Annotated in this window: 15 protein-coding genes; 2 read left to right on the top strand and 13 right to left on the bottom strand. The window is 46.0% G+C overall.

Annotated features, from left to right (window positions below):
• Positions 1 to 52: 52 nt before the first annotated feature.
• The 6 genes from CFREI_RS05485 to CFREI_RS05460 all read right to left on the bottom strand — a co-directional run bounded on the left by CFREI_RS05485 (position 53) and on the right by CFREI_RS05460 (position 15,609).
• Positions 53 to 2,035, bottom strand: a complete 1,983-nt coding sequence (locus CFREI_RS05485) for a vWA domain-containing protein (RefSeq protein ID WP_027013431.1) — start codon at positions 2,033 to 2,035, stop codon at positions 53 to 55.
• A gap of 1,192 nt (positions 2,036 to 3,227) precedes the next feature.
• Positions 3,228 to 4,172 carry a hypothetical protein gene (locus CFREI_RS05480; protein WP_027013429.1) on the bottom strand — a complete coding sequence of 315 codons (945 nt, stop codon included), beginning with the start codon at positions 4,170 to 4,172 and terminating at the stop codon, positions 3,228 to 3,230.
• Between the two features lie 151 nt (positions 4,173 to 4,323).
• Positions 4,324 to 8,820, bottom strand: a complete 4,497-nt coding sequence (locus CFREI_RS05475) for a hypothetical protein (RefSeq protein ID WP_027013428.1) — start codon at positions 8,818 to 8,820, stop codon at positions 4,324 to 4,326.
• 65 nt (positions 8,821 to 8,885) lie between these two features.
• Positions 8,886 to 13,520: a hypothetical protein gene (locus CFREI_RS13420; RefSeq protein WP_027013427.1), complete on the bottom strand. Its 4,635-nt coding sequence runs from the start codon at positions 13,518 to 13,520 to the stop codon at positions 8,886 to 8,888.
• The gene (locus CFREI_RS05465) at positions 13,520 to 14,410 is read right to left on the bottom strand and encodes a DUF4132 domain-containing protein (RefSeq protein ID WP_051256101.1); all 891 of its coding nucleotides are present in this window, start codon (positions 14,408 to 14,410) and stop codon (positions 13,520 to 13,522) included. The genes CFREI_RS13420 and CFREI_RS05465 overlap by 1 nt, the downstream gene beginning before the upstream one ends.
• A 170-nt stretch (positions 14,411 to 14,580) precedes the next feature.
• Positions 14,581 to 15,609, bottom strand: a complete 1,029-nt coding sequence (locus CFREI_RS05460) for an ATP-dependent 6-phosphofructokinase (RefSeq protein ID WP_027013425.1) — start codon at positions 15,607 to 15,609, stop codon at positions 14,581 to 14,583.
• A 177-nt stretch (positions 15,610 to 15,786) separates the two neighbouring features.
• Between CFREI_RS05460 and CFREI_RS05455 the strand changes: the two genes are divergently transcribed.
• Positions 15,787 to 16,848 (top strand): serine hydrolase domain-containing protein, encoded by a 1,062-nt coding sequence (locus CFREI_RS05455; protein ID WP_027013424.1) that lies wholly within the window; start codon positions 15,787 to 15,789, stop codon positions 16,846 to 16,848.
• Positions 16,849 to 16,894: 46 nt separating this feature from the next.
• Entirely contained in the window at positions 16,895 to 17,389 is a 495-nt protein-coding gene (locus CFREI_RS05450) for an ArsR/SmtB family transcription factor (protein WP_051256100.1), read from the top strand.
• A gap of 73 nt (positions 17,390 to 17,462) precedes the next feature.
• On the opposite strand, the gene CFREI_RS05445 is transcribed toward CFREI_RS05450, so the two are convergent.
• The 7 genes from CFREI_RS05445 to CFREI_RS05415 all read right to left on the bottom strand — a co-directional run bounded on the left by CFREI_RS05445 (position 17,463) and on the right by CFREI_RS05415 (position 23,711).
• Entirely contained in the window at positions 17,463 to 17,651 is a 189-nt protein-coding gene (locus CFREI_RS05445; RefSeq protein ID WP_027013422.1) for a hypothetical protein, read from the bottom strand.
• A gap of 214 nt (positions 17,652 to 17,865) precedes the next feature.
• Complete coding sequence (locus CFREI_RS05440; protein WP_240483241.1) at positions 17,866 to 19,284, bottom strand: DHA2 family efflux MFS transporter permease subunit; 1,419 nt, start codon at positions 19,282 to 19,284, stop codon at positions 17,866 to 17,868.
• Between the two features lie 33 nt (positions 19,285 to 19,317).
• Positions 19,318 to 20,181, bottom strand: a complete 864-nt coding sequence (locus CFREI_RS05435) for a sigma-70 family RNA polymerase sigma factor (RefSeq protein WP_051256099.1) — start codon at positions 20,179 to 20,181, stop codon at positions 19,318 to 19,320.
• Positions 20,171 to 20,581 carry a carboxymuconolactone decarboxylase family protein gene (locus tag CFREI_RS05430; RefSeq protein ID WP_051256098.1) on the bottom strand — a complete coding sequence of 137 codons (411 nt, stop codon included), beginning with the start codon at positions 20,579 to 20,581 and terminating at the stop codon, positions 20,171 to 20,173. The genes CFREI_RS05435 and CFREI_RS05430 overlap by 11 nt, the downstream gene beginning before the upstream one ends.
• An 89-nt stretch (positions 20,582 to 20,670) precedes the next feature.
• A complete protein-coding gene (locus CFREI_RS05425) occupies positions 20,671 to 21,843 on the bottom strand; it encodes an MFS transporter (RefSeq protein WP_051256097.1) in 1,173 nt (390 codons plus the stop codon).
• Positions 21,840 to 22,583: a helix-turn-helix domain-containing protein gene (locus tag CFREI_RS05420; protein WP_027013420.1), complete on the bottom strand. Its 744-nt coding sequence runs from the start codon at positions 22,581 to 22,583 to the stop codon at positions 21,840 to 21,842. Before CFREI_RS05420 ends, CFREI_RS05425 begins: the two co-directional genes overlap by 4 nt.
• A gap of 39 nt (positions 22,584 to 22,622) precedes the next feature.
• Positions 22,623 to 23,711, bottom strand: a complete 1,089-nt coding sequence (locus tag CFREI_RS05415; protein ID WP_027013419.1) for an ABC transporter substrate-binding protein — start codon at positions 23,709 to 23,711, stop codon at positions 22,623 to 22,625.
• Between the last annotated feature and the right edge of the window lie 10 nt (positions 23,712 to 23,721).

Here is a 23,721-nt window from a genome sequence, read left to right as displayed (position 1 = left end):
GTGTGTAGAGCAATATTGAACACTATTTCACTAACACACCCATTGAGGCTAGTTACGCCTTTGCTGCTTCTTCGTCCTTATCCCACTTTTTGCGGGCTGCAACATAGGAAACAATACCTACCAAAGTGAACAGCAGGAGGAGCAACCACCACACATTGGCGGACTTGCTGCTGTTATTGGTATTAGCTGCCGTATTCGAGGTACCAGTACCTTCCGGTACACCAGTTGCCTGTGCAAAGTTTGGTGCAGCCTCGGACTCACCGGTATTTGCGAGGGCTAGCCGGAACTTGGCAGGTTTGGTGTCGCCTTCAGGAGCATTATGGCGGAGGGCTACGTATTGCTCACCAGCGAGGAAACCATTTGCCGTAGGCCCTTCGGTCTTGAGGTTTGCCCAACGAATTGGCTGGGTAGCAATATCGGCAACTGTTTCTGCATTGGCATTCAAACCAACATTGCCTTTATCACCAACATTGAGTTCCACTGGGTTAAACATTGGGCCAAAGACTTTCCACCCAACATTGTGGCCTTCGGCACCAGTAGGATCTGCTTGCATCTGCATTTGTAGACGCTGTCCGTCCTTGACAGGAACTTTGAACCAGTGGGTTTCACCTGGGGCTAGTTCTACATCGTAAGTACCTTCACTCACGCTTGGTGCAGCGGACTTATCAGTATCTGTTGGCAACTTACCAGTAGCTGTGCCAACAGTTACTTCACCAACTTCAGGCTTATCGGAAGCAGCTGGCATATTCGATTCATCTACCTGTGGCACGCCCCACAAGGAAAGCTCAACAGGCAGTTCTTGGTCTCCCACAAGTTCACCAGAACGCTTGAGAGACAGTGTGTACTCACCAGGCTTACACATGCTTGCCTTTTCAATCACTGGGGAAAGCAATGAGGCAGACTGTGTGAATGCAAAGTCATCCTGCACCTTGGCTTCTGTAACAGTAGCTTCACAGCTCTTTCCATCTGGGCTTGTAAGCGTTGGTGTCAAAGTAATGTCGGTTCCTCCACCAGTGGTGTTCTTCGCCGGCTCAGGAATCAGGAATCCAGCATTGAGCTGCTGGCCTTGCTCAAGGTTCACAGTCCAAGAAAGATCCTGGTCTTTTACTTCACCGCCGCTTTGGACAGTGGCAGGAAGGTTACCTTTATAAACCTCAGGAGCAGGTTGATCATCTTTAAGACCACCAAGTGCTGCTGCGGCTGCAGAACCACTGGATGATGGTTCCTCAGAAGCAGTTGTCGATTCTTTGCTTGAGGAAGGATCTTCACTACCGGTGGTTTCAGATGTGGAGGTTTCTTCCCCAGAGGTCTTTGAACTATCGGTCTTATTTGAGTCACCGCCGTTAGTCTTGGCTGCCAAAGACTCCAATAATGAATCGGCATCACTAGCGTCGGTGTATACGCCACCACTGACTTCAGCAACTTGCTGAAGCTGAGCACGCGCCTCGTCGTTGACATTAAAACCAACCACATTGATTACAAGTTCATCGCCAGAGCGGTCGCGAATTTCCTTTGCAACATCGGCAACTTGTGGAGGTGCACAGGTATCAATGCCATCCGAAACCAACACGATTTGGCGAGGTCCCGTGCTCTCAAGTTCTTTTTCCGCCTGTAATAAAGCTGGCCCAATAGGGGTATACCCGCTTGCCTGCAGCCCTTCTACCTGAGTGGCGATCTCTTCATGCGAACCACCCAACTTAACGAGCGTATGAACATCTTTACAGCCCGCTTCTTTTTCGGCGTCGGTATTGCCAGTGCCAATACCATAGGTCAATAATGCTAGCTTTTGATCTTTTGGTAACTGATTTACAAGACCAACGGTAGCTTGCTTCGCAGCGTCCATACGTACCTGCCCAGAAGCATCAGGCGCCCACATTGAGCCCGAGGCGTCGATAATCAACGCCGTATCTGGATACGTTCCTGCAGCCTCTGTGGCGGCTTCCGTAGTGGCCGTAGTCGCTGCCCAGGCCACCGGTGCCCCAGCCCCAAGCAGCGCACACGCCCCTAAAACTGCAATGGGACCAGAACGTTTCATTGTACTCAGTGGCCTCAAAAGATGGTGCCAAAACGTAGTTCTTGTATTCATACCATCCATTAGAAACAAATTCAGCGCTAAAACGCTACTCAATTTCCAAATTCTTAGGATTAGTTCAGGAACTTACTCAAAAGAGATAGCCAATTTAGGGGTAGTTCTACTTCAAATGTTAGCCGGCAGATTTTACGCTATCGCAAAACAAAAATGGCTGCTTCAAATCTAGTATCACCCTATATGGTTTTCCGCAATATATTTGACTTAGATATGTTTGCGTACAACCATTCGAAGTGCGTGGATTGCATGCCACCCCCGCCAGAAATCGAATCATGAGATTATCTTAATCGCAGCACAAAGCGTATACCCAGACCCCCGTAAATATAAGCAACCCAATACCAACACCAAACCCAATGACACTGCAATTCAGCAGCAGAAGTGCGAATACTTTGCCAGAATACTGCGACAACTATTTTAGAATCAATCCCCCCTACCATATATATTTCCTTGCTCCAAAACACCAGATAACGCAAAAAAGAGTACGCTGGAAAAATAACCAAAATCTAAAATATTGCCATCACAACACATAATAAATGATCTAATTCTCATAACTTTCTAATAATTAATTGGCACTCTTCACTGCATACACTGCTTGTGCTGTAATTTTGCAGAAAAGTACGCCCGCCACCCCTTTGGCAAGTGCCCCCATCCACAGAGCAGTACACCTTAAACTCGAATCCCGAAATACCGTAGAAACGATCAATACATGGAGATATTAGCCCTGGCCAAACCCAGACAACAATGAGTTTGCACGCATAGAAGCATGTGCACCCAAAAGGGTGTACCCGTCATCCCCTGCAAAGACCTAACGGATAATGCATGATGAAATGCCACGCCACATGATTGCTTTGCCCGAGTCATTCACGCGCCACCCCCCAATCTCACGTCCGAACAATATTGCTATTATCAACATAACCAAATAGCCAGGCCAGCGAGTATGCTTCCCCTACCGAACACAAAGCTAAAATTTGGCCATTTTGCAGACTATATTGATCCAGCCAAGAACCCTTTCTGGCTAAGTTCACATTAGCGCACTAGATGTGCCCTGATAACTAGCACCAAACACGGCAGGCGTGTGACGCTACCTTTTAAAGCCCACTACCCCCGCTTGGAGCTTTAAAAGTAAAAGGTCAGTCTCTTACACAGGCTCATTTGATTGCTTCATTCCAGTTGCTTGGATAGCTTTACGCATTTCAGCGCTAATTGCTGCGCGGCTTAATGGCACTTTGTCTCCCAAGCGATATAAACAACGCTTCACCGTTTCAAAAGGGCCATAACCAGCGCAAATATTCGCAATATATATGCGAAGCAACCATAGAAAAGCAGCATTGCTGCCCGGAGACATAGCAGCAATGCCTTTGGCTTCTACTTGGAACACTTTTGCCGAACACAACCCAAGTGACGCAAATTGTTCGATTACCCGACAGTGTCTGCCATAATCCACAGGCAACCTGTAGTTCGCCTCGATGTTTCTAGCTTTGCTAAATAGCATCCGCGCGCTCGCAATATCTCCGCAGTACCAGAAAATCCTACTAGCCTCCTCCAAAAAAACTGGTGCAAACTCGGGTCGGGTGCCGCATACCTGAGCCGTAAATTCTAAAAGTTCGTTTCGTGTTTGGCGACGCTTCACGCAAACACTCGTTCGCGCATTTTGAAGACTATGAATCAAGGGCAATACTTCGTGAAAGCACTCCGGGTTTTCCACCAATACGCACTCTGGAAATCCCAATGTATCCGGCGTACCCACCCCAACAGTCACCACGCCCTCTTGTGTACCACCAAGTGTTACGATATTGGCCCGCTCCGCCTGTACTAGACATTCGGGAACAAGTTTCACAACCGCCCTATGCCCACATACCGTAAAAATAGTGGCGGCAATGGGAGCGGTTTCTGGGGCAAATTCACGAACTAATGGAAGTATTTTTCCATTTTTTATTTGTAATGGTTCCAATTGCCCCATGTCCCCACTGTTCCAATACAACGATACGGCCAATTCAAATCCCAATGTAGCGATACCGCTTCCCGGATACGGCAAAGTATTATCAACTAACTCGAGGTAATCCCGCGTTTTTCGCTTCCACATTCGGATATAGAGTTGCTAGGAAATCAATGGGACACCTTGAAACCCCCTGTAGTTCATGCCAAAAATACTTTCTAAAAAGCGGCGATAGGTTTACTACCCCCTATGTGAACCCATCGTCGCTTTCAGCACTCCAATGCTTGGCACTAAATAATTATCGACGCCGCGTACGGTACTGCTCAGTAGTGAGCTCTTGGTATCCAGGAACATCACCCGCAATAATACGATCCCAAACTTCCCTGAATAACACACCATGAGGCACAAGCAGTGGTGTCCCTGCATACATCGGCCGAACTTGAGTGTCTTTCCACAATAAATAGAGCGGGGCTTTCCACGCCTCCATAGGGGTTACGTTTCGTCCTCCTGATAACCAAGCCCCAGGCACAAAACGCGTTCTACCCGCTTTTTGGCGTTTTGCCTCAATAATCAGTCCAGCATCAAGCAATTCATTGGAAGCGTTGGCAATATCCGAGGTTTTCCAGGAGTTCCATCGCCGAATATTTCGATCACTCGGATCCGCAAGAGAAAGAAGTTGTAAGTAATACCGCGCAGCTTGCGCTGATAACTTTAATTGTGAGCAGACTTCTTCCACCACCTCTGGTGCCGAAACCATTGGGTCCCACAGGCAACCTTCCACGGGCTTGTTGTGCTTTAAATCATCGATAAGTACATCGAGATATCCTTCCAGAAGTGGTCGTAATGCATCATTGCTAGTTGAGTAGGTATACCATTCAAACCGCTTATCGTCATACGCGGCACCGAACTCAATATCAGATAAGTAACCTCGTAATTCACCATCTGTCTGCAAGCTGTGCTCCAGTGCATCCCGAAGCTTTAGAAGTTTCTGGACGATATACTCTCTACGCGCAGCAGTACATTCCTCAGACTCAGCCGCCAAGAGCAACACTGCAATACAACCTCCCAATGTCGAGCAGGCATGAGAATGCTCTCGAAGAAAAGCGAATGGATCTTCTTCCAAGTTGCGCAGCAAATTCCCTAGATTGTGCGAAAAGTGCTTGGAAAACACAACCAACTCTGCGGGGCTGAGTCGCAGTGTTGTACTCGGACCGTATTGCTTCCAAGCCTCTACTACGCGTTGAGCATCCAAACCCTGCAATATATAGGAAACGGCATTTTCTTCAGGTACCGCAGCCTCAAGCATTTTTGCAATAATGTCGCTTCTATAATCAATTTCCAAGCAAAGACCTTTTGCTTCTTCAGCCGTGAACCCAAAGACATCTCTCTGTTCGGGTGAAAGTTGCGTTCCTCGACTCAACGCACCATGGAGAATCCCACCAAAGACATGCTTTACTGCTTGCGACGTAAGCCCAGTATTTTCCACAATAGTTTCCACGGCTGTTAGATCAAGGTCTCGGTTTGCTACCTGAGCCTCAATAGCATCTAGGCACGCTACAAACTCGTCTGCTGATAGTGGACAATAATCCTGGGGGACAACAGGAAAACCATCAACAGTAGTTTTATCTTTCAAACCCCAAACATATCGAATCTCATTATCATAATCATCCCAATCTTGGTCAATTACAAGACAACCATCGATCACTGTTTCAGCAGGCCAAAACTCATCAAACTTGTCATTTGTCTGCCCTAGGTTTACTTGCAGATACCGCCAGTCGGAGCAGAAAATTCCTTTCTGGGTTCCATCCTTAAAAAATTTCGCCAGTTCAATAACGTTTTTCTCGCCGACGAGCTTCCCCAAAAGTGGTGCACCTAATATCCCAATAATGTAGCGTTCGCGTCCCACAAGTTTTAGCCACGGAACTTCTTCAAAAAAATCGAAGTATTGTGTACTAACACCACCGGTGCTGCAGAATTCTGAAAGTAGGTCTACCAGACGATTCAACAAAGATACGTGCGGATACGAAAAGTTAGGGTGAAAATTATATAGAAGCGCCAAAGCTTCTAGCGAAAATTCTGGAAGCTCAATTGCTTTTATCGTTTGTCCAGTAAGGTTTGCGCAGCGTGAAAACTCAACAGCCAGTTCATGCATGCTTTCCGCCAAAGCCAGCACCGCTTTACACAACACTGAATCGGCACCTGGTAATTGTTGTTCGATAATACCTTGAGCCAACTCTTTATCGCCGTTTTCCACGGCGTCGATAACTGCATTTGCTTGTTCAGCTGAATAATTACGCATTGCAACACTCGCAGCAACACTTCGCGGGCGCAGCTGATGCCACGCCGACACCGGCAGTTGCGCTAACACAGCGCTTTCCCCCAAACTTTCTGCCCTAACCACCAATACATTTTCAGTGTCCGAATCGTAAAGATTGGCGTTTTGGCCCACGAACCAGAACCCACCACCTGGGCGCTGCAACGGGAACATTCCACTTTTTGCGGTCTTAAAGGTACCTAGCGGGCTGACACAAAAATACGTGCCATCTTCATTACGGAATTGTGCACTAAGGTGCACACCGTCAATTTGACCTAAAAGGCTTGAAATTGTTGTTTTATCAGCCGGAATAATCATACTGTGATCAGGGATAAACTCAGCGTTCTGTATTCCTGAAAAATCAAGTGCCATATCGAAGACTCCGAGCTTTTCCAAAATCTCCAAAGCCTCTCCCTTGAACACCGCAAGGTTTTTTCCATCCCAAATCCGGGTAAGATCCCCATCATTTACGCCACATGTAAAAGCTGGAATGCCTTTATGGTTGGTTGCTAACACAGTCCCCCGGCATCCTGGATGAACTAGCTTTCCAGGAACAATAAGTCCATCACTTGTAAGGCGCCCATCTTCTACCTGCAAAGAAAATTGGTCACCAGGAAATGAAGAAAATGGAAAAGCTTTTGTTTCCACCGCACCCAGCCATTGCGTAAAAATCCGCCAATCAGTGCGCGGTTCATACACTAACATCACGTTATTTTGTACAAACTGAACTCCAATAACGGTATATGCACCAGCAGGTAGCGATCCGCGAAAAACTACCTTTTCACCCTCTACGATTGAAATATCATTTCCGCAAACAATAGCTGCGCCCGGATAAGATTCATACACGGATACAGCATCATCATTGTTTTCGCTTTGCAGTGAACTTACTTCGGATTCAAATGCTGGCCAAGTAAGTTCAAAAAGCAACCCTGAACGCACAGCTTGTTGGAAGTTCGGGACAGCCTGGAAGGAAAACAAGCGCCGGATTTGATCGCCAACCATATTTGGCAATTCCGGTAACGCCAATTCACTAACTAGGTTCAGGACTTTTTGCGTTTCAGCAACACTGCCGAATGCTTGTTCAAGTTGGGAAATGTAGGTCGCAATTTTTCGTTTCAGAAGCTCCAAAGCACCGCTATTATTGTATATAACGTCGCAATAAGTTTTAATCTCCCAATGGTTTAACTCTTCAGCAAAACGCTCAGATAATTCGGAATTTTTTGCAATATAACTCAAATCACGGCGAAATTCTTTTGGTTCCTCACTTAGCCACAGATCCCACCGAATACGGCTCATCCATCGATGATTATGCAATGAACGAATCTCAACACCATATTCACACAAGGCATCGAGAATGCTTGGTGGCATATTTCCGAAATCAACCATAATAGTTGCGCCTGTAAGTTGACTGGAAGCGTTTTGTAGCTCACTTAGCAAAAGGCTTGTGCCTTGGATATACTCATCAGCGCGCAAATTACCAAGGACTTTTTCCAACCACTGACAATAGAGCGTTCTATCATTTCGAACTCGATCGAGTAATCCAATGGCCGTAAACGTAGAAAAGTATTTCTTTATATTAAAATTTTGTGGTTTTGCAAAAAATAGTTCCTCTGCTATTTCTGGATTATTCTGCAAATATTCCGGCAAGGTATGACGTAGAGCTTCCCAGAATTTGTGGGGAGCATTCTTTGTGGCTTGCAAATGCAGTAGCGCATCCATGATTTTTGTATCAATGACATCCTGCTTTAATCCTGCCGACTCCCCCAATTTACGCATATCACGCACCAAATACGCATACGGAGGATTTCCAGCTTCAACATAGCGGGCATGGATATCTAGGAGAAAAGCAAAAATATCAGCAGGTTCGCCAGTGTATTTAGATGCGTCTTTTACTTCTGCTTGTAGCTCCTTCGAGGTCAATATTCCTAAATCAGCGAATTCTTTAAGTACGGTTGCATGGTGCTCAATGTCAATTGGCAATGAATGAACCCGTTCTGCGGTCCTCGCTCGCTGGAAAAACTGCTTTGCCAATTTCTGTTTATTTGCATAGCCCGATATTCGAGACAGTTCATCAAGTAGCGGCGGAATAAGCTGCGGAACACTCGCACCTAGATCAGCGGTCAAGGCGTCGAAATGTTTTTTTACTTTATTTGGGTTGGCTTTTATTTGGCGACGCGCCCATTCCAAATCGCTCACCAGATTTAATACATTGCGAGTATGTTCTGGGTATTGCAAGATTGGCCATTCGGGAAATCCGGCGGCACGAATACGCGTAATACCCACAATCTTTTCTGGTTCAATACTGCCACCAAAGAATTGTGCAACCTGCCCGATCACTGGAACCAATTGTCGTGGCGTTAAACGAACAACCGTTTGATGACCAAGGTGAGTTGTAACCGCACACAAAGCATCAATTTTCCCGCGGTTAATATGTATATCTTCTGAAACTGGGAGCACTTCAAATTCGCGAATAGATTTCATTGATAGATTCCTCTTTAATAAAAATGGCGCCACACCGATTACAATGTGACGCCTTGCTACTAAACTTATCGACGTCGCGTTCGATAACGGTTGGTTGTTAGTGCTTCATAGCCGGGGGTGTCACCGGATTCATAGCGCTGCCATACATCTACATACAACTTCCCTAAGGGAACTGTGACGGGATTGCCTGGAATGATTGGCCGAACAACAGAATCAGCCCAGACGTAATAATGATGAATCTTCCAGGATTCCATGGGCCTACTACCGGCAATTCCCGACAACCACCCACCAGGAAGGAAACGCTTACGCCCAGTACCTGGTCGATCGGCTTCAATAATGAGTCCGTGTTCCAACAATTCCGCAGCTGCGGAATCAATATTCTTTTTGCGCCAACCGTTCCACAAACGAATGTTCTTATCGTCAGCATCCACCAAAGCTAGTAGTTGGAGATAGTAGCGAGCCGCGTCCTCTGAAATTTGAAGCTTTTCCATCGCCTTTTCAACAACTTCTGGCGCACTTACTAAAGGATCCCAAGCATGCTTATCAGTACTATAAACCGTTTGAAGATCTTCTATTAGAGCATCAAGATGACCTTCTAGGAGTAAACGCACGCCCTGTTGCTCAATATATGGCTGAAGCGCTGTTTCATATTCAACGCCCAATTGTACTTTTGCAAAAGCTTTTTGCAGTTTAGAGTTTTTAGCGTATTCATGCTGCGCAGTTTCTTTTAACCACATAAGTTTTTGGGCGATCTTTGGGCGGTGCGGATCATTTAACGGTCGATGGGAAGCGAGCCAAAGCAGAGCCGCCAAAAACGTATGATCACCGTTGAAATCGCCGATCTTTTTATAGGACAAAGAGGATGCCGGCATACTTACATTGAGTACACGATTTTGTGCTTCCCCAATTTTCGTATGCAGATATACAATCTCCTCATCGGTGAGCGGAATATCCGCTTCACCATACTCAGATTCCCAGACCTTTAAAACCGCACTAATATCCAAACCATTCGTTATATATGAGACAGGATCATCTTTCGGAACAGCACAGACTAAAGATTTTTCTATGATTTCTTGGAACGCTCGGCTTTGCGTATGCACCGATTTTGTTTGCAAAATCGAGAAACCAAGAACGGCCCTTTGCTCTTTAGACAGGAAATTTGCATCCCAATCATTTGGGTTCAGCTTTCCACCGTAAATATATTTTACAGCGCTTCGTGTAAGTGGAGTTGATAGAGCTAATGCTTCAACTGCATCCTCGCTAAGCTCACGAGAATCGAGGTTGTCTTCAATTGCCTGAAGAGCTTCCAATAATGGTGTTGCCTTCAATGCATCACATTGATTTTCTTTTATTTGCATGCCATCAACTGATTCACGGGCATCAGGAATCCAGAGAATGCGCTGCTCGACTCGCTGTGAAGCAATCCAGTTATAGCTTGTATCAATGACTAAACAACCCTCAACCACGGACCCCACGGGTAGGACATTTTTATTTTCACTATTTTTAGGAATATCCACCTTTCCAATTCGCCATCCAGAAGCGAATACACCGGCAGCAACTCCTGCCCGGAGCCATTGAATAAACTCCAGTACCGCCTCTTTACCTAATAGACGGGCAATATAAGGAGCCCCCATTCGTCCCAAAATATAGCGCTCATTTGAAGCAATATTAAGGCACAGTAGATTTTCAAGATTGTCTACTATTACATTCGTATCCTGGTTTTCCGAAAATCGTGCAAGTTCAGAAATCAGGTTTGCCACTGCATCCGGTGAACTTCGATAATGCTTTCCTACGAGGGTTTCCAAAACTTTGTAAGCACCTGGCGTTAATACAGGGACTGTCTGGTTCTTCTTAGAAATTTTCACCTGTTTGTCACGACGTTGCTGCTGGCGAATCAATTCTCCAAAGCTTGCGAATTTGGAAATCTGCCAGCGTACTCTCATCACTGAAGATGTGATTGCTTCAATCAGTACTGCGTTGTCGGTATTCAGATGGCGTTGCAGAGCTTTTTTAATGCTTTTAACTACGCTGTCTTCCACACGTGTAGACGCACCTAGATGCAGTAAAGCGAGGCTTAGTTCCTTCATAGCGAGACTGAGTTCCCGGAACACTGACCCCACCAGCAAGTCTTCACTGTACTCTTCAAGCAGGCTCGCATACACAATGCGGATAACCTCACGCGCATCCTGATCCGAGTAATTCCTCATTGCTAGGCTTGCGGATACGTCTCGCGGGACCAATTGATGCCAGCATTCTCGAGGCAGTCGCGCGATAGCTAACTTTGTCCCGCTAAGGTCATGAGGCGCATTAATTTCCGCCATGGATTCTGGATCAAATATCGAATCATCGGACCCAAACCAGACTCCGCCACCAGGGCGCTGCAAAACGGCAAGCGCCATTGAGGATTCGAAAGTTCCTAAACCACTTATCAATTGGTAACGCTTTTCCCCTAGCTGGAATGGGATTGAAACGTGCGAACCATTTATCGAACCAAATGGGCTTAATGCTGTAGTTGGTTGCATCGGAATAATAGTCGCGTCCTGCCAAGATATAGTCGCGTTAGTGAGGTCAATATCCAAACCCTCAATAACATTCGCTAAATCTAAATCTTCGAGTATCTTTTTGGCAGTGTACTCACAAAGCTGCACAGACTGCCCATCCCAATGTTTGAGGTTGCTATAAGAATACCGGCCTTTAATATATGCGCTGGAGCCATCTTGTTTTGTAGTAAATACATAACCTGAAGATTCAAATACGTTTTTATCACTAGTGGTAACTATCCCACCAGCGCCGAGCCGTCCTCCTGAAAGCGGTAAGGTGTATTCTCCGTCAGCTCCATAGTAGTAGTTCACGGTATCTGTAATCGAGGAACCAATCCAGTGTTCCTTTTGATTCCAATCATTTCGAGTCCGGAAACCAATTACCACTTCACCATCAACAAACATCGCCCTAGAAATAACTTCCCAACCTGCGGGCAATTCCCCCTGGAATACAATATCATCGCCATCAACGACCTCGATATAATCTCCGCAAGCAATTATCACCATCGGATATGAACCAAGAATCGTATAACTAGCCGTCTTAGCTTTCGTTTGTAAACGCTCTACTGCTTTCTCAAATGCAGGCCAAGTATATTCTACAAAACTACCGCGTTGAATGATTTTTTGAAAATGACTCACAGCATCGAAATCAAAAATAGCAGATATTTTTTCAGGTGCAAATTCTAGAATTTCTGGCTTGGCTAATGGCTTAACTAAATTGAGATATTTTTCAATTTCTTCATGATTACCTAACGCATCTTTTTTAAGTTCAAGTAAAGCATCAAATTTATCGTTAAGAATTGACCTGGTTCCCTCAAATTCTGTTAGAAGATCAAAATTCGCTACTATGTCCTCGCTGCTAAGCTCGCGGATTAATTGTTGCCGTAATTCTTCGTGTTGATAAAGGAAGGTCAAACCACGCCGATTTTCTTTAAATTGCTCTCTAGTCCACAAGCCCCATTGTGGTCGGGCAGCCCAGGAATACTCATCGACCTGTGCGGCATCTACTACTGCACCATATTCAAACAGTTCATCAAGAAGATTCAATGGTATATAGCGCGTTTGAGCGGTTATATATCCACCTCGAATTCGATCTCCTGCATAAGCAACCTCAGCTCTAATTTCTTTTTCTATATAAGCAAGATCATGACTAAGCCTATTTATTGTTTCAAGTGTCCACACTGCATGCTCGCCCAGCATCTCCCGAATTTCCGCAATTACTCCAGCATTATGAAGTATTTCAAAATACTTATTCGCCTCAATTTCATTCGGCTTTGTTTTACGCAGAATTTCGCGGGCATGTCTGTTTTCGCGGAGATATGTAATCAGAGATTTATCCAGCGCTTTCCAGAATCCTCCTGGGGCTGAAAATGTGCCATCAAGGGGCAAAAGTTTTTCTAAAAGTATTGTATCTACCTGTTCAGACTTATAGCCTGCAAGCTTTCCCAGTTTCCTTAAGTCACGGACCAAGAATGCATAGGGCGCTACCCCCGCTCGAATTCGGTCAATATTTATTTCTAAAATAAAGTCAAAGGCTTCTTGAGAGGTTTCAAAACGTGATGGAGCTGCATTGGCCTCTGCAGTGAGTTCTCGAGCTGATATGACTCCGGATACAGCAAATTCTAAAAGCGTAGATCGGTGCCGCTCATTATCAATGGGGAGGTCATATGCCCTTTCAATCATTCTCGCTTTACCAAAGTACTGCTTTGCATATTGAAAATTCTCTACTTGGTAGAAAATTCGAGCGAGTTCTTCAAGAAAGGTAGGTACAAAATGCGGGGCTGACGCGGAAAGTGTGGTGGTCAGGGCGTCGAAACGATCTTTTACTTTTTTGGCTTGGTTTCGGGCATTGCGCCTTGCCCATTCCAAATCTCCTACTAAGTTTAAGGCATGTTGAGCATTCGCTGGATCTTGAATGATTGGCCAAGCGGGGAAGCCAATTGCACGCTGGTAGATTGAACCTACTGTTTGTTCGGTTTCAAGTTCAATATCGAAAGTTTTTAGAGCAATCGTTTCCGCTTGCTTGAGTTTTTCGGGCACAAGGCGAACTATTGTCCGTTGAGCTCCTTGGAATTGCATTGCAAGGAGCTTAGATGCTTTTTCGGGGCATTGTTGAGAACTAGGGAGGATCCCACCCTGACTAAGAATTCCGTTTTCCATTAGTTTCCTTCCCCTTTAGTTTCAATTGTGCGGCCAGCATATATAAATTCGCTCATTCGTATACCTTCTGACCATGCAATTGGCCCCACTTCTTCCAATTTCATCGTCTTTTGTTGTTTTGTGAATGTTAATGTCCCAAGTGTTGCACCTTCACTGGGATCCCAAGCGTCAATATCGAGTGCTGCGGTAATTGTCTCGCCATGTTCAAAAACATCGACCGTTACCATTGCCATTGTGGCAACAAAGCCTCCACCTCTAGCTCTTCCAAGAAGATGCGCGTAACGATCGTATTTTCCATCTTGGTAAGCGTTTACTGCAGCTTTCTGACCATCTGAATCAGAGGGCTTTTGATACACATCCCTGAATAATTGGTCGAGTCCTTGGTGTACACCTAATTCAACTGCAAATTCCCGCCACTCTTCAAGTTCTTCCAGAATTGCTGGGTGTTGCAAAAGGACAGTCGCCTCATCTGTAAATGGTATTAATGTGGATTCACCATCAAGGTCAATTACTTGAATTCCCTGCTCATTTGTTGATCGTAGAAATCCCGTAATTTGTCCATCGCTTACAATCACATCATTAAGGTACTTTCGCCATGAAGGATCCGGCCATACAGCAATAATTACGCTCAGTGGCACCGGCAAGCCATGCAGAAACCACTTACGCACATATTCGAGGCATTGTTCCTCGTGCTGAGCAAGGAAAATTCTTAACCCCTCAAGCTGTTCATACTGCTGAAGCTTTTTTGCTTTTGCTGGAACCGTTTTTAAAACTCTACCTTTAGCATTTCGGGCAACAATTACACCATTATGTAATTTAAAGCTGTAGTCTCCAGCATCAATCCATTCTTTATTATCCTCAACCTCTGTTGTTTTTTGGTCAGTTACCACAATATAAACCTCTCAAGTTGGAAATAATCTCCAACAGCAAAGATAGCAACAGTGCCAAACAACCGGGTTGTCAAAGGGGTAATATTCGTACACCCGTACAGCAAAACGCCGCTTCTGCCCAGGGGTTCAAAAGCAGAAACGGCGTTACCAGTAGTTTGTGATAGATATGCCTATCCAAAAAGCGCCTGAGCTGTGCGGTAGCGGCCTTCCGGAACGGTCTTTAACGTTCCTACGGCTTCCTCAAGATCAATCAACCTAATGTGTTCACCACGGAGTGCTACGCACTTACCAAATTCGCCATTGTGGCACGCGCGAGCAGCGTGTACGCCGTAACGCGTGGCGAGCACGCGGTCATATGCAGTTGGTGTACCGCCACGTTGAATATGTCCGAGTGTAGTAGTTCGAACATCATGGCCTAGTCGTTGTTTGATTTCATCTCCGATAACTTGGCCGATCCCATTGAATGTTTGATGGCCAAATTGATCTACGCCACCTTCATCGAATTGCATTGTGCCTTCTTTTGGCAGCGCCCCTTCGGCAACCACGATAATTCCGTACTTCTCCCCCATTTGGAACCTACGTTCCATGGCTTTACTGATTTCCGAAATATCGAAAGGCACTTCTGGAATCACAATATAGTGGGCACCGCCTGCCATTCCTGCATGCAAAGCAATCCAACCTACATGACGACCCATTACTTCCACGATCATTACTCGGTTATGTGATTCTGCCGTGGTGTGGAGCCGGTCAATGGCGTCTGTTGCTACTGAAACGGCAGTATCAAAACCGAACGTGTAATCGGTTCCATTGACGTCATTATCGATCGTCTTTGGAACGCCCACAACTGGGATTCCATTATCGGAAAGCCATTTAGCACCTTTGAGTGTGCCTTCACCACCAATTGGGATTAGTGCATCAATTCCGGCATCTTCAAGATTCTCTTTGATCTGATCTAACCCCGCCTTAAAGCGGTCGGGGTGCAGTCGGCCAGTACCAAGGATAGTGCCGCCGCGAAGAAGAATTTTATCAATTCCCTCATCATCGTAGAGCTGGATTCGGCGATCCTCCATAAGCCCCACCCAGCCGTCTTCATAACCTACAACCGTCGAACCATACGAAGAGGCAGTACGGACAATACCTCGGATAACAGCATTAAGTCCCGGGCAGTCGCCGCCGGAGGTTAGTGTGGCAATACGCATGATTCCGATACTAGCCGTAACGCTTTGATTCTGCCCGATCGGAAGTGAATACGGTATACACCCTGTGGCGAACCCCTCACAGATTCACCATCTACCAAAATTCCAAAATTTCAGAATTTTTGTAATATAGAGCGCACAGTTACTTCCTATACGCATGAACGAATAGGCGGCAGGTCTATGAAAAAGCGATACCTTGCAATACTGTTTTCGCTCCTTATTGCTATCTCCTTAGGGCTTTTTAGCGTTGTTAGCATCGTGCGCGGCCAACTCAATCTCCGGCTTAGTACTGAACATATTGGCGATGCACAAATTGCGAATATGTTAGCTACCACTGCCCCACAAGGCGCCCGACAGCTCAGCGCAGTTTGCGTCACGCCAACTGAAGCACGCACCGGCGGTTTAGGTTTTTCAGCCCACTCAGCAGTAGACATTGGTTCCATTACCAAGACTTTTACAGCCGAGCTATTACGAAAATCCGATCGCCTAAACGAAGATTCCAAGATAGGTGATGCATTACTTCCACATGCAAATACAATTGCGGCGGCTTCTGGCAAAACTCTTGAAGAAACACAAACAGCAATCACTTCCAGTGCTCTTGCCAATACAACCCTTGGCGATTTGGCTCGACATACTTCCGGACTACCCAGAATTGGCGGAATACCTACCTATAGGATTATTGCTTCTTCAGTGTTTAATACCAACCCATATAGCGGTATTTCACGGGAGGATGTTATTTTCGCTTCACTCCATGTCTCATTGAAAGGCGCAGGTAGTGAGCAGTATTCCAATCTTGGAATTGCTCTTTTAGGCCAGATTCTTGCACTTGATGAACACACTACCTACGCGGATTTATTGCAAACAAAGATCTTAGACCCACTAGGCATGAAGAAAACTTCATTAGTTTCATTAAATAGTTCCTATGCTCCGGCAGACGGATATGATGCGATCGGGCGAATTTCAGCGACTTGGGAAATGGATGGCTATCAACCCGCCGGCGCATTGCGGTCTACTGCAACGGATATGGAACGTTGGATTCGGTACCTCAATGAGCATGGCACCCCCGATTACACATGGATAACTGAACCCGACGGCACCACATGGCATAATGGCGCTACCGGCGGTTTTACGTCAATATTGCTTATCGACGCCACCCGCCAATACGGTGTCTTCGTCGCGGGAAATACCACAGCTTCTGTAGATATTACCGGCATAGAATTGCTGCAAGAGTGCGCTAAATAGTGTGGTAGCACCTCATTAGCTTGCAAATTCTGTTAGCGTAGCGCTCGTGCCCGAACAATACGCAATTGAACCAGCATTAGCTCAGCGGTTAGCCGCCATTGAGAAACGACTCGATGCGCTCGAGGCAGCTACAGATCCAAAAATATTTAATGCTGCCATCAATAGCGGTGATTCTACTAGTGATGTGCAAGGTAATCTGCAATTTTCCGGGAATATCTCATTACCTATTGGCGACGCAACATACACATGGATGCAATCTGCTGATTCTCTTTCTGAAACTATTTGGGAGCAATCAATTGAAAGAATCGGGGCGATAGCACACCCTGTACGTGCGCAGATTCTGCAGCACCTGCTGCGTCGAAAAGCAACAGCTGCCGACCTTGTCTCAGCTAAAATCGCCACATCGGCTGGCACCGCGTACCACCACCTTTCCGCATTACAAGCAGCAGGTTGGGTGGAAAAACGTCACGGAACATTCGCAATCCCAGCAGCACGTATTATTCCCTTACTTTGCCTAATTACGTGCGGTCAAGATCACTAGCACCGTGCAAAATACAAAGTCCAAGGCAAATTACTCGCCTTGGACTATATTTGTAAATGTAACTAAGTGCGGTCTAGATACTAAAAAAGACTTTATCCATAACGCTGTAGCTTAACAGTACTGGGGTATCCCAAGACATTACAACGATGCCATCAATAAATGTTGAAGGATTCAAGAGCATTCCCATGCCCCGCCTAAATTCACCGAAAATATCGGTGCTGGAAATACCACCAGCAACAGGGACAGCTGTTTGATTAAGCACTGATTTAATCTCCTTTATATACAACAACGCTCTAGCCTTATATGGCAGACGGCCAGCAAGACAGCAGCTTGAGAAATTCGAAGTTACATAAAATTCTTAGCAGAAAACCGCTTCAGATGAATAGGTTTTCACAAAGATTACGTGGCTCCCTTAAAAAAATCGTAACAAACATGCTACCAACCCAGCATTAACCTTGATGAACTATATACAATCTCTAATCATCAGAAGATGTTACAGTTGATTTTTCCCTTTGCCCTGGTGGTGTCTTATGAAATCGCGATACCGCAATGAGCCCCAAAAATAGGATTACAGCTGCTGGAATCACCGAATTTCCCATTGCATTAGAAACACTCGTAGAGGCAACGCCAATTTGCATTGCCGCACCGATCACCGCTGCGCCGACTACGGCCCCTACCTGCCGCGTTGTATTGTAAACACCAGATGCTGCCCCCACTTGGGTGATTGGCAAGTCCCGCATAGCTGTGGCGGAATTCGGCGACCACACAAAACCATTGCCAAAACCAAGCAATACTATCGGCAATATAATCCACCACAAACCCACACCATCGCGCATAACCAAGGCTAATGAGACTACTGCGGCAGTCATACATACAAAACCAGTCACCGAAAGAATGCGCGGATTTAGCTTATCTGAAAGCCTGCCAACATATGGCGCAAGTACACCAGAGATCACTGCCATTGGCACTAATACAAATCCAGCTTTTTCCGCGCTTAAACCATGACCTTGTTGCAAGAAAATCATAATCGGCAGCATAATTCCAGAGATTGCAAAACCCATGGTCGCAATGGAGAACGCACCAATTGAAAAGTTTCTAATATGGAAAATTTCCAATGGAATAAGCGCCTCATTGCCACGTGTATTAGCGGTAGCTTGCATTCGAATAAATAGAGCAATAAGTAAAAGTCCAGTAATAAGTACGCCCCAAATCCATAGGGGCCAACCACGCTCCGGGCCTTCCTGCACTGCGAATACAATTCCGAACATTGCCAATATGGAAACCACTACACTCGCACCATCAATATTTCGTGCGGTGCGCGCCATTGTGGGAACCCAAAGGGAAACCATAATAAATGAAAGCACTCCTAGTGGCACATTAATAAAAAAGATCCACTGCCAACCAACACTATTGACAATCACTCCACCAAGAATCGGGCCGGCTAACGACGCCAACCCAGCAACCGCACCCCACACCCCCATCGCGGCACCACGACGATCACGAGCAAAAATTCGATTAATCACACTCATGGTTTGCGGTGCCATAATCGACGCCCCCAACCCTTGGAATGCTCGTGCGACAATTAATGTGTAAATATCCGGTGCTAGTCCACAGGCCAGGGAGCTCAATGTAAATACCGTCATTCCCACCAAATACACATTTCGTTGCCCAAATCGATCTCCCAAACGACCGGTAACCAAAAGTGGGACAGCAAAGGTCAATAGGTAAATTGACGTAACCCAAACAACTTGGTTCAAACTGGCGCTAAGATCCGCCTGAAATTGCGGCGTAGCCACTGCAACAACAGTTTGATCCAAAAGGATCATAAAGAATCCGATGCATAATGCGGCGAGTGCCCGCCAAGCCGATTGTTCGGGCAAGACTGAAGTGTTCACGCGGGCGATATTACCTACTTACCCCGTACACAACTACATTTCCCAGGATTGCTTACCGCGTTTTGTGGCAGGCAGGAAGTGTATCTTGTTTGGATTTTGCTGAATTTGAATACCTGTAATGAGATCCTTTTTCGTCTCCAATGTAATGTACCGACTCATATCTATCGACGCCGCGCACAGTACGAACCCACCAACCACCGGCATCACACGTAATTCAGGCATGCCAAACTTACTGATAATGCCTGCTATAAAGCGTGCTACCTTGGCTTTGCCAACAATCGGGCGCCGGGCAGCCGTGCTAAAACCACCACTATCAGTCCAAAGCACAGCGCCTTCTGAAAGTTCGCTAATAAATAAATTTAAATCACCGGACTGTAGCATACTTGCTAGTTCGGCTAATTTATTCTCGGAAGCAGTAGTGACCGGCTCCTCTCGAACTACTGATTCAAGATGCTGTTTGCTTCTTCGAATACGTTGACGGACACCCGCAGGAGTGATCCCGGTTATTTTGGCAATCTCTAAAGCCGGCATCCCCACGATTTCAGCCAGTACAAAAACGGCTCGGTTTATTGGGGATAAAAGTTGGATCAGGCGGAGAAGTGCAAGATTAATATCCAGATGTGTCAGCGCCTCATCCTCCGCGCTTGGAGCAACAATAACTTCCGGCAACCATGGACCAATATAGCTCTGACGTTCAGTTGCGCGGCGTCGACAATAATCAATCGCAATTCTGGAAACAACGGTTGTAAACCAAGCACTCTGGTTTATAATCTCCGCGTGTTCATCCCAGCGCAGTGCGGCTTCTTGAACAATATCTTCTGCATCTTGCCAATTACCACTTATTGCATGGGCAATTACCAAAAGCCGAGGACGTTCGTTTTCCCAATTATCTATCATATTTGGCGATAACCCCAATACGATTCCAGGCATTAATTGTAGTGACCATGGTTAAAATATCGCCTGCAGTTTTAGCGCCAAATACTTCTACAACTTCTTGAATCAATTCTGGCGAAACAGGACCTAGCGTGAGATCTGTAGCTGCGGTAGTAAAATCCAGCAACAATTGCTCTTTATGCGAGAAACCGCCCTTCTTTGGGTACATTTGAATCGAATCGATCCACGATTGCGAAAATCCTAACTTTTGTGCTTCTTTGGCGTGCATTGTAAAACAAAAATTGCAGTGATTTAAGGCTGAAGCACGCAATTGAATAAGCAACCTAAGCTTTTGGTCCAATGCCCTTGAAGCAAGTTCTAGTGCGCTCATCGCCGCATAAAGGCGTTTTGATGCTTTAATCATAAGGCAAGTTCCTTCCATTGGAACACAGTCGAGTTTTCAGGGAACACTCTCTAGACGTTTCATCGGAAGGAATTGTGACAAACCAGTGGTCAAGGGGTTTTTATCAGACGCAATCCCCTACCGGTTAAAAACACCGCCAAGACCATCCATACGCCAGCAAGCGCAATGGCCACCGTATAAATAGTCGTCTGAGTGAGTGCCGCGGTAACAATTGCCAATCCGAACGGACTAACCAAACTACCAATAGCTGAAAATAGCGAAAAGGCGCGGCCTCGAAGATTTTCTGCAACTGCTTCTGTAATCAAGGTCATTTGTAGCGGACCTAAAATACCACCAGCAACACCAGCTATTGCCATACCAAACAGTAATAACCACTGATTTTGCAGCATTGCTAGACAACCAAAACCAACCGTAAATCCAACCATACTTGCGGTCCAGATAAGTTTGCGATTTGTAGAGCCAATAGCAGCAACGAGCCCACCGCCAAGCATCATGCCGACTGCATACGACGAATGCACTATTCCCAGCATCGTTGGATTATTAACACTTTCAAAATGCGCCGGTATCAGCAACATAAGGTAAGGAGTAACCAAAATAGTTGAAACGAACACCAATACCACCAGCAGCCGAATTACAGGGATTTTTACTAACACCAGCCAACCCTTCATTCCTGAAACATCCTCCGCAGCTGCTGTTGGATCGGTTCGCAAGCGAAGCATTGACGTAAACATCGCCGCAATAAGAGAACAACCAGCGGTAATCCAAAGCACTTGATTGATTGGAAGACTGGCAAGTAATACACCGGATAATGCTGGTCCCACGAATATCGCGAGCCCCATAAGTGTTTGATTTAGACCATACAGAAAATCCAGCGACTTGCCTGAAGTAAAGGAAACATCGCCAGCTAAGGCCTCACGGGCGGCCATTCCTGGAACATCTCCAACAGCCCCAAAAATCCCAATGGCAATAAACCAGCCCAGGCTTAATCCTAACCAGTTATCGACCGCAATAAGCGCCAGTACGGATAGTCCGCTAATAATATCGGAAATTATACTGAGTGGTTTCCTGCCAAAAGTATCAATAATTTGGCCCCCAATAAGCGCGAAAATAACCGATGGAACCGCAATACACGTAGCAACTAAACCAGCCGCAGCCGGATCACCAGTTCGCTGTAGGACAAGCCACGGCCAAACAACCAACGCTACGCTATTGCCTAGAACAGATATTCCATTAGAGGCTAAATAAATCCATACTGTTTTCATAGTTCAAGCGCTTCTTTTACTCGGTTATTGATATGCACCAACACTGGCGGTAGACGATCAAGCATAAACTCCAGAATCCGCGGTGCTTCCGTATAGAGTGAATCATCCGGATTAAATTCGTCAAGATTCATCTTGGTGAACTCTATTGTGCCTTGCACGACCTCTTCGACCCGAGGGTCGTCGATTTCAGCATCCCATAAATCCATATACTGCTTATACCAATAGCGGTATTCTTGGTTTTTTAGAAATTTTAATTCTTGTGCCGTGACCTCACCCATAAGCTCTTCTGGAAATAACACGCTGGTTGCATGCCAAATATCGCGAATAATTTCAACGGCCTGCGGATTGTCGACTATTTTTTCCATTTCCGCGACTATTTTCTGCACATTTTGAGATATTCCAATGTTGGCTGCATTTTCAATCGCGTGAAGGTTGTGTTGCTGCTCTATAATCGCTTCGAGTTCTGCATCGAGGCGTTGAGCTACTCGATGCCTGACTTGCTCAAAAGCCTCACCATCAATGGTGTGCTCATGCATAACTTCCAAAATGTCCGGGAGTGTAAATCCGCTGTCAACAAGTGTTCGGATTCTTGCGAGACGTAAAGCATCTTCAGGTTCGTATACGCGCCGGTCAAGACTATCGCGCTTTGGCTCTGGCATAAGCCCAATATGATGATAGTGGCGGACCGTTCGCACAGTTACCTGCGCAAACGCCGCCACTTCACTGATTGATAACGTCATATTCCCAACGTTAAAGGCTGACGCTAGGTGAGCTCCAAATTATTGGAAGTATTCCAATCCAGGGGTGGTTTCTGGTAGTTCGAGTGCTGGTTGAATATCGGACTTTGGTACCAGCTCGAATTTTTCCATACCTTTTCGCACGTGTTCGGCTGCATCAATATTCAGCGGGCCGGAAGTCCACATGGCGTATGGCAGGTTAATAAAGCGATTTTCCTTTACTGCAGGAAGATCTTTTGTGACAGGGTTTTCCTTAAGGATTTTTACCTTTTCTTCAAACTCTTGACTTGGATATTCGACAAAGACGAATACATCAGGTGTTGTAGAGGTGAGGTGTTCCCATCCCACCTTTGTCCAGGTATCCTCGACATCTTCGGCACCGTTTTTACCACCGGCAGCCTCAATGATGGCTTGTGGAGCCCCGAATTTTCCGGATGTAAAGATGGTGTCAGATGCAGAGTCAAACACAAAAGCTACAGGCTTTTTATCGGGTTGCGGTGCAGACTTGAGAGCGTCAAGGCGAGTCTCTTGGTCTTTATTGACCTTTTCTGCTGTCTCTGTATTGCCGGTGATTGCCCCGATATTTGCAATATCTGTGGAGACCGCTGTCCAAGGGTCAACAATGCCACGTTTGGTCGATCCAGCTTGGCGGCAGGACTCGGTAAGAATATACGAATCAATGCCTTGGTCTTTGAGCGCATCTGGTGTGAGGTTTTTACCCTCATCGAAGCCGTAGTTCCAACCAGCTACAAAGATGTCTGGCTGTTTACTTACTACCTCTTCAATGGATGGATATTCTTTGGCCACATCGTCGAGGCCGTCTATAACATCTTTGCCGTATTTAGCACTCAGAATATCTGCATCGCGCTGGACAGAGCTCACATGTTTGATCTTGTCTTTCGCACCTGCTGAAAGAACAATCGAAATAATGTTTCCGTCATTGACGAATAGATTATCGGCTTTGGCAAAGGTGACCTGCTCTCCGCAGTTTTCAACGGTGACTCCATCGCCTGTTTGCGTTGCGCTCACTGTGCTACTTGCTGATGCACTGGTATTTGTGGTTGATGCATCACCGCAGCTTGCTAGAACAAGCGCAGTGCCTGCAAGAAGCGCCAAGGTGTATTTTTTCATGGTTTCTTCC

This window comes from Corynebacterium freiburgense (assembly GCF_030408815.1).
GTDB classification, from domain to species: Bacteria; Actinomycetota; Actinomycetes; order Mycobacteriales; family Mycobacteriaceae; genus Corynebacterium; species Corynebacterium freiburgense.
Note: the sequence above shows the minus strand (reverse complement) of the source record. Positions and strands in the feature narration are given on the sequence as shown.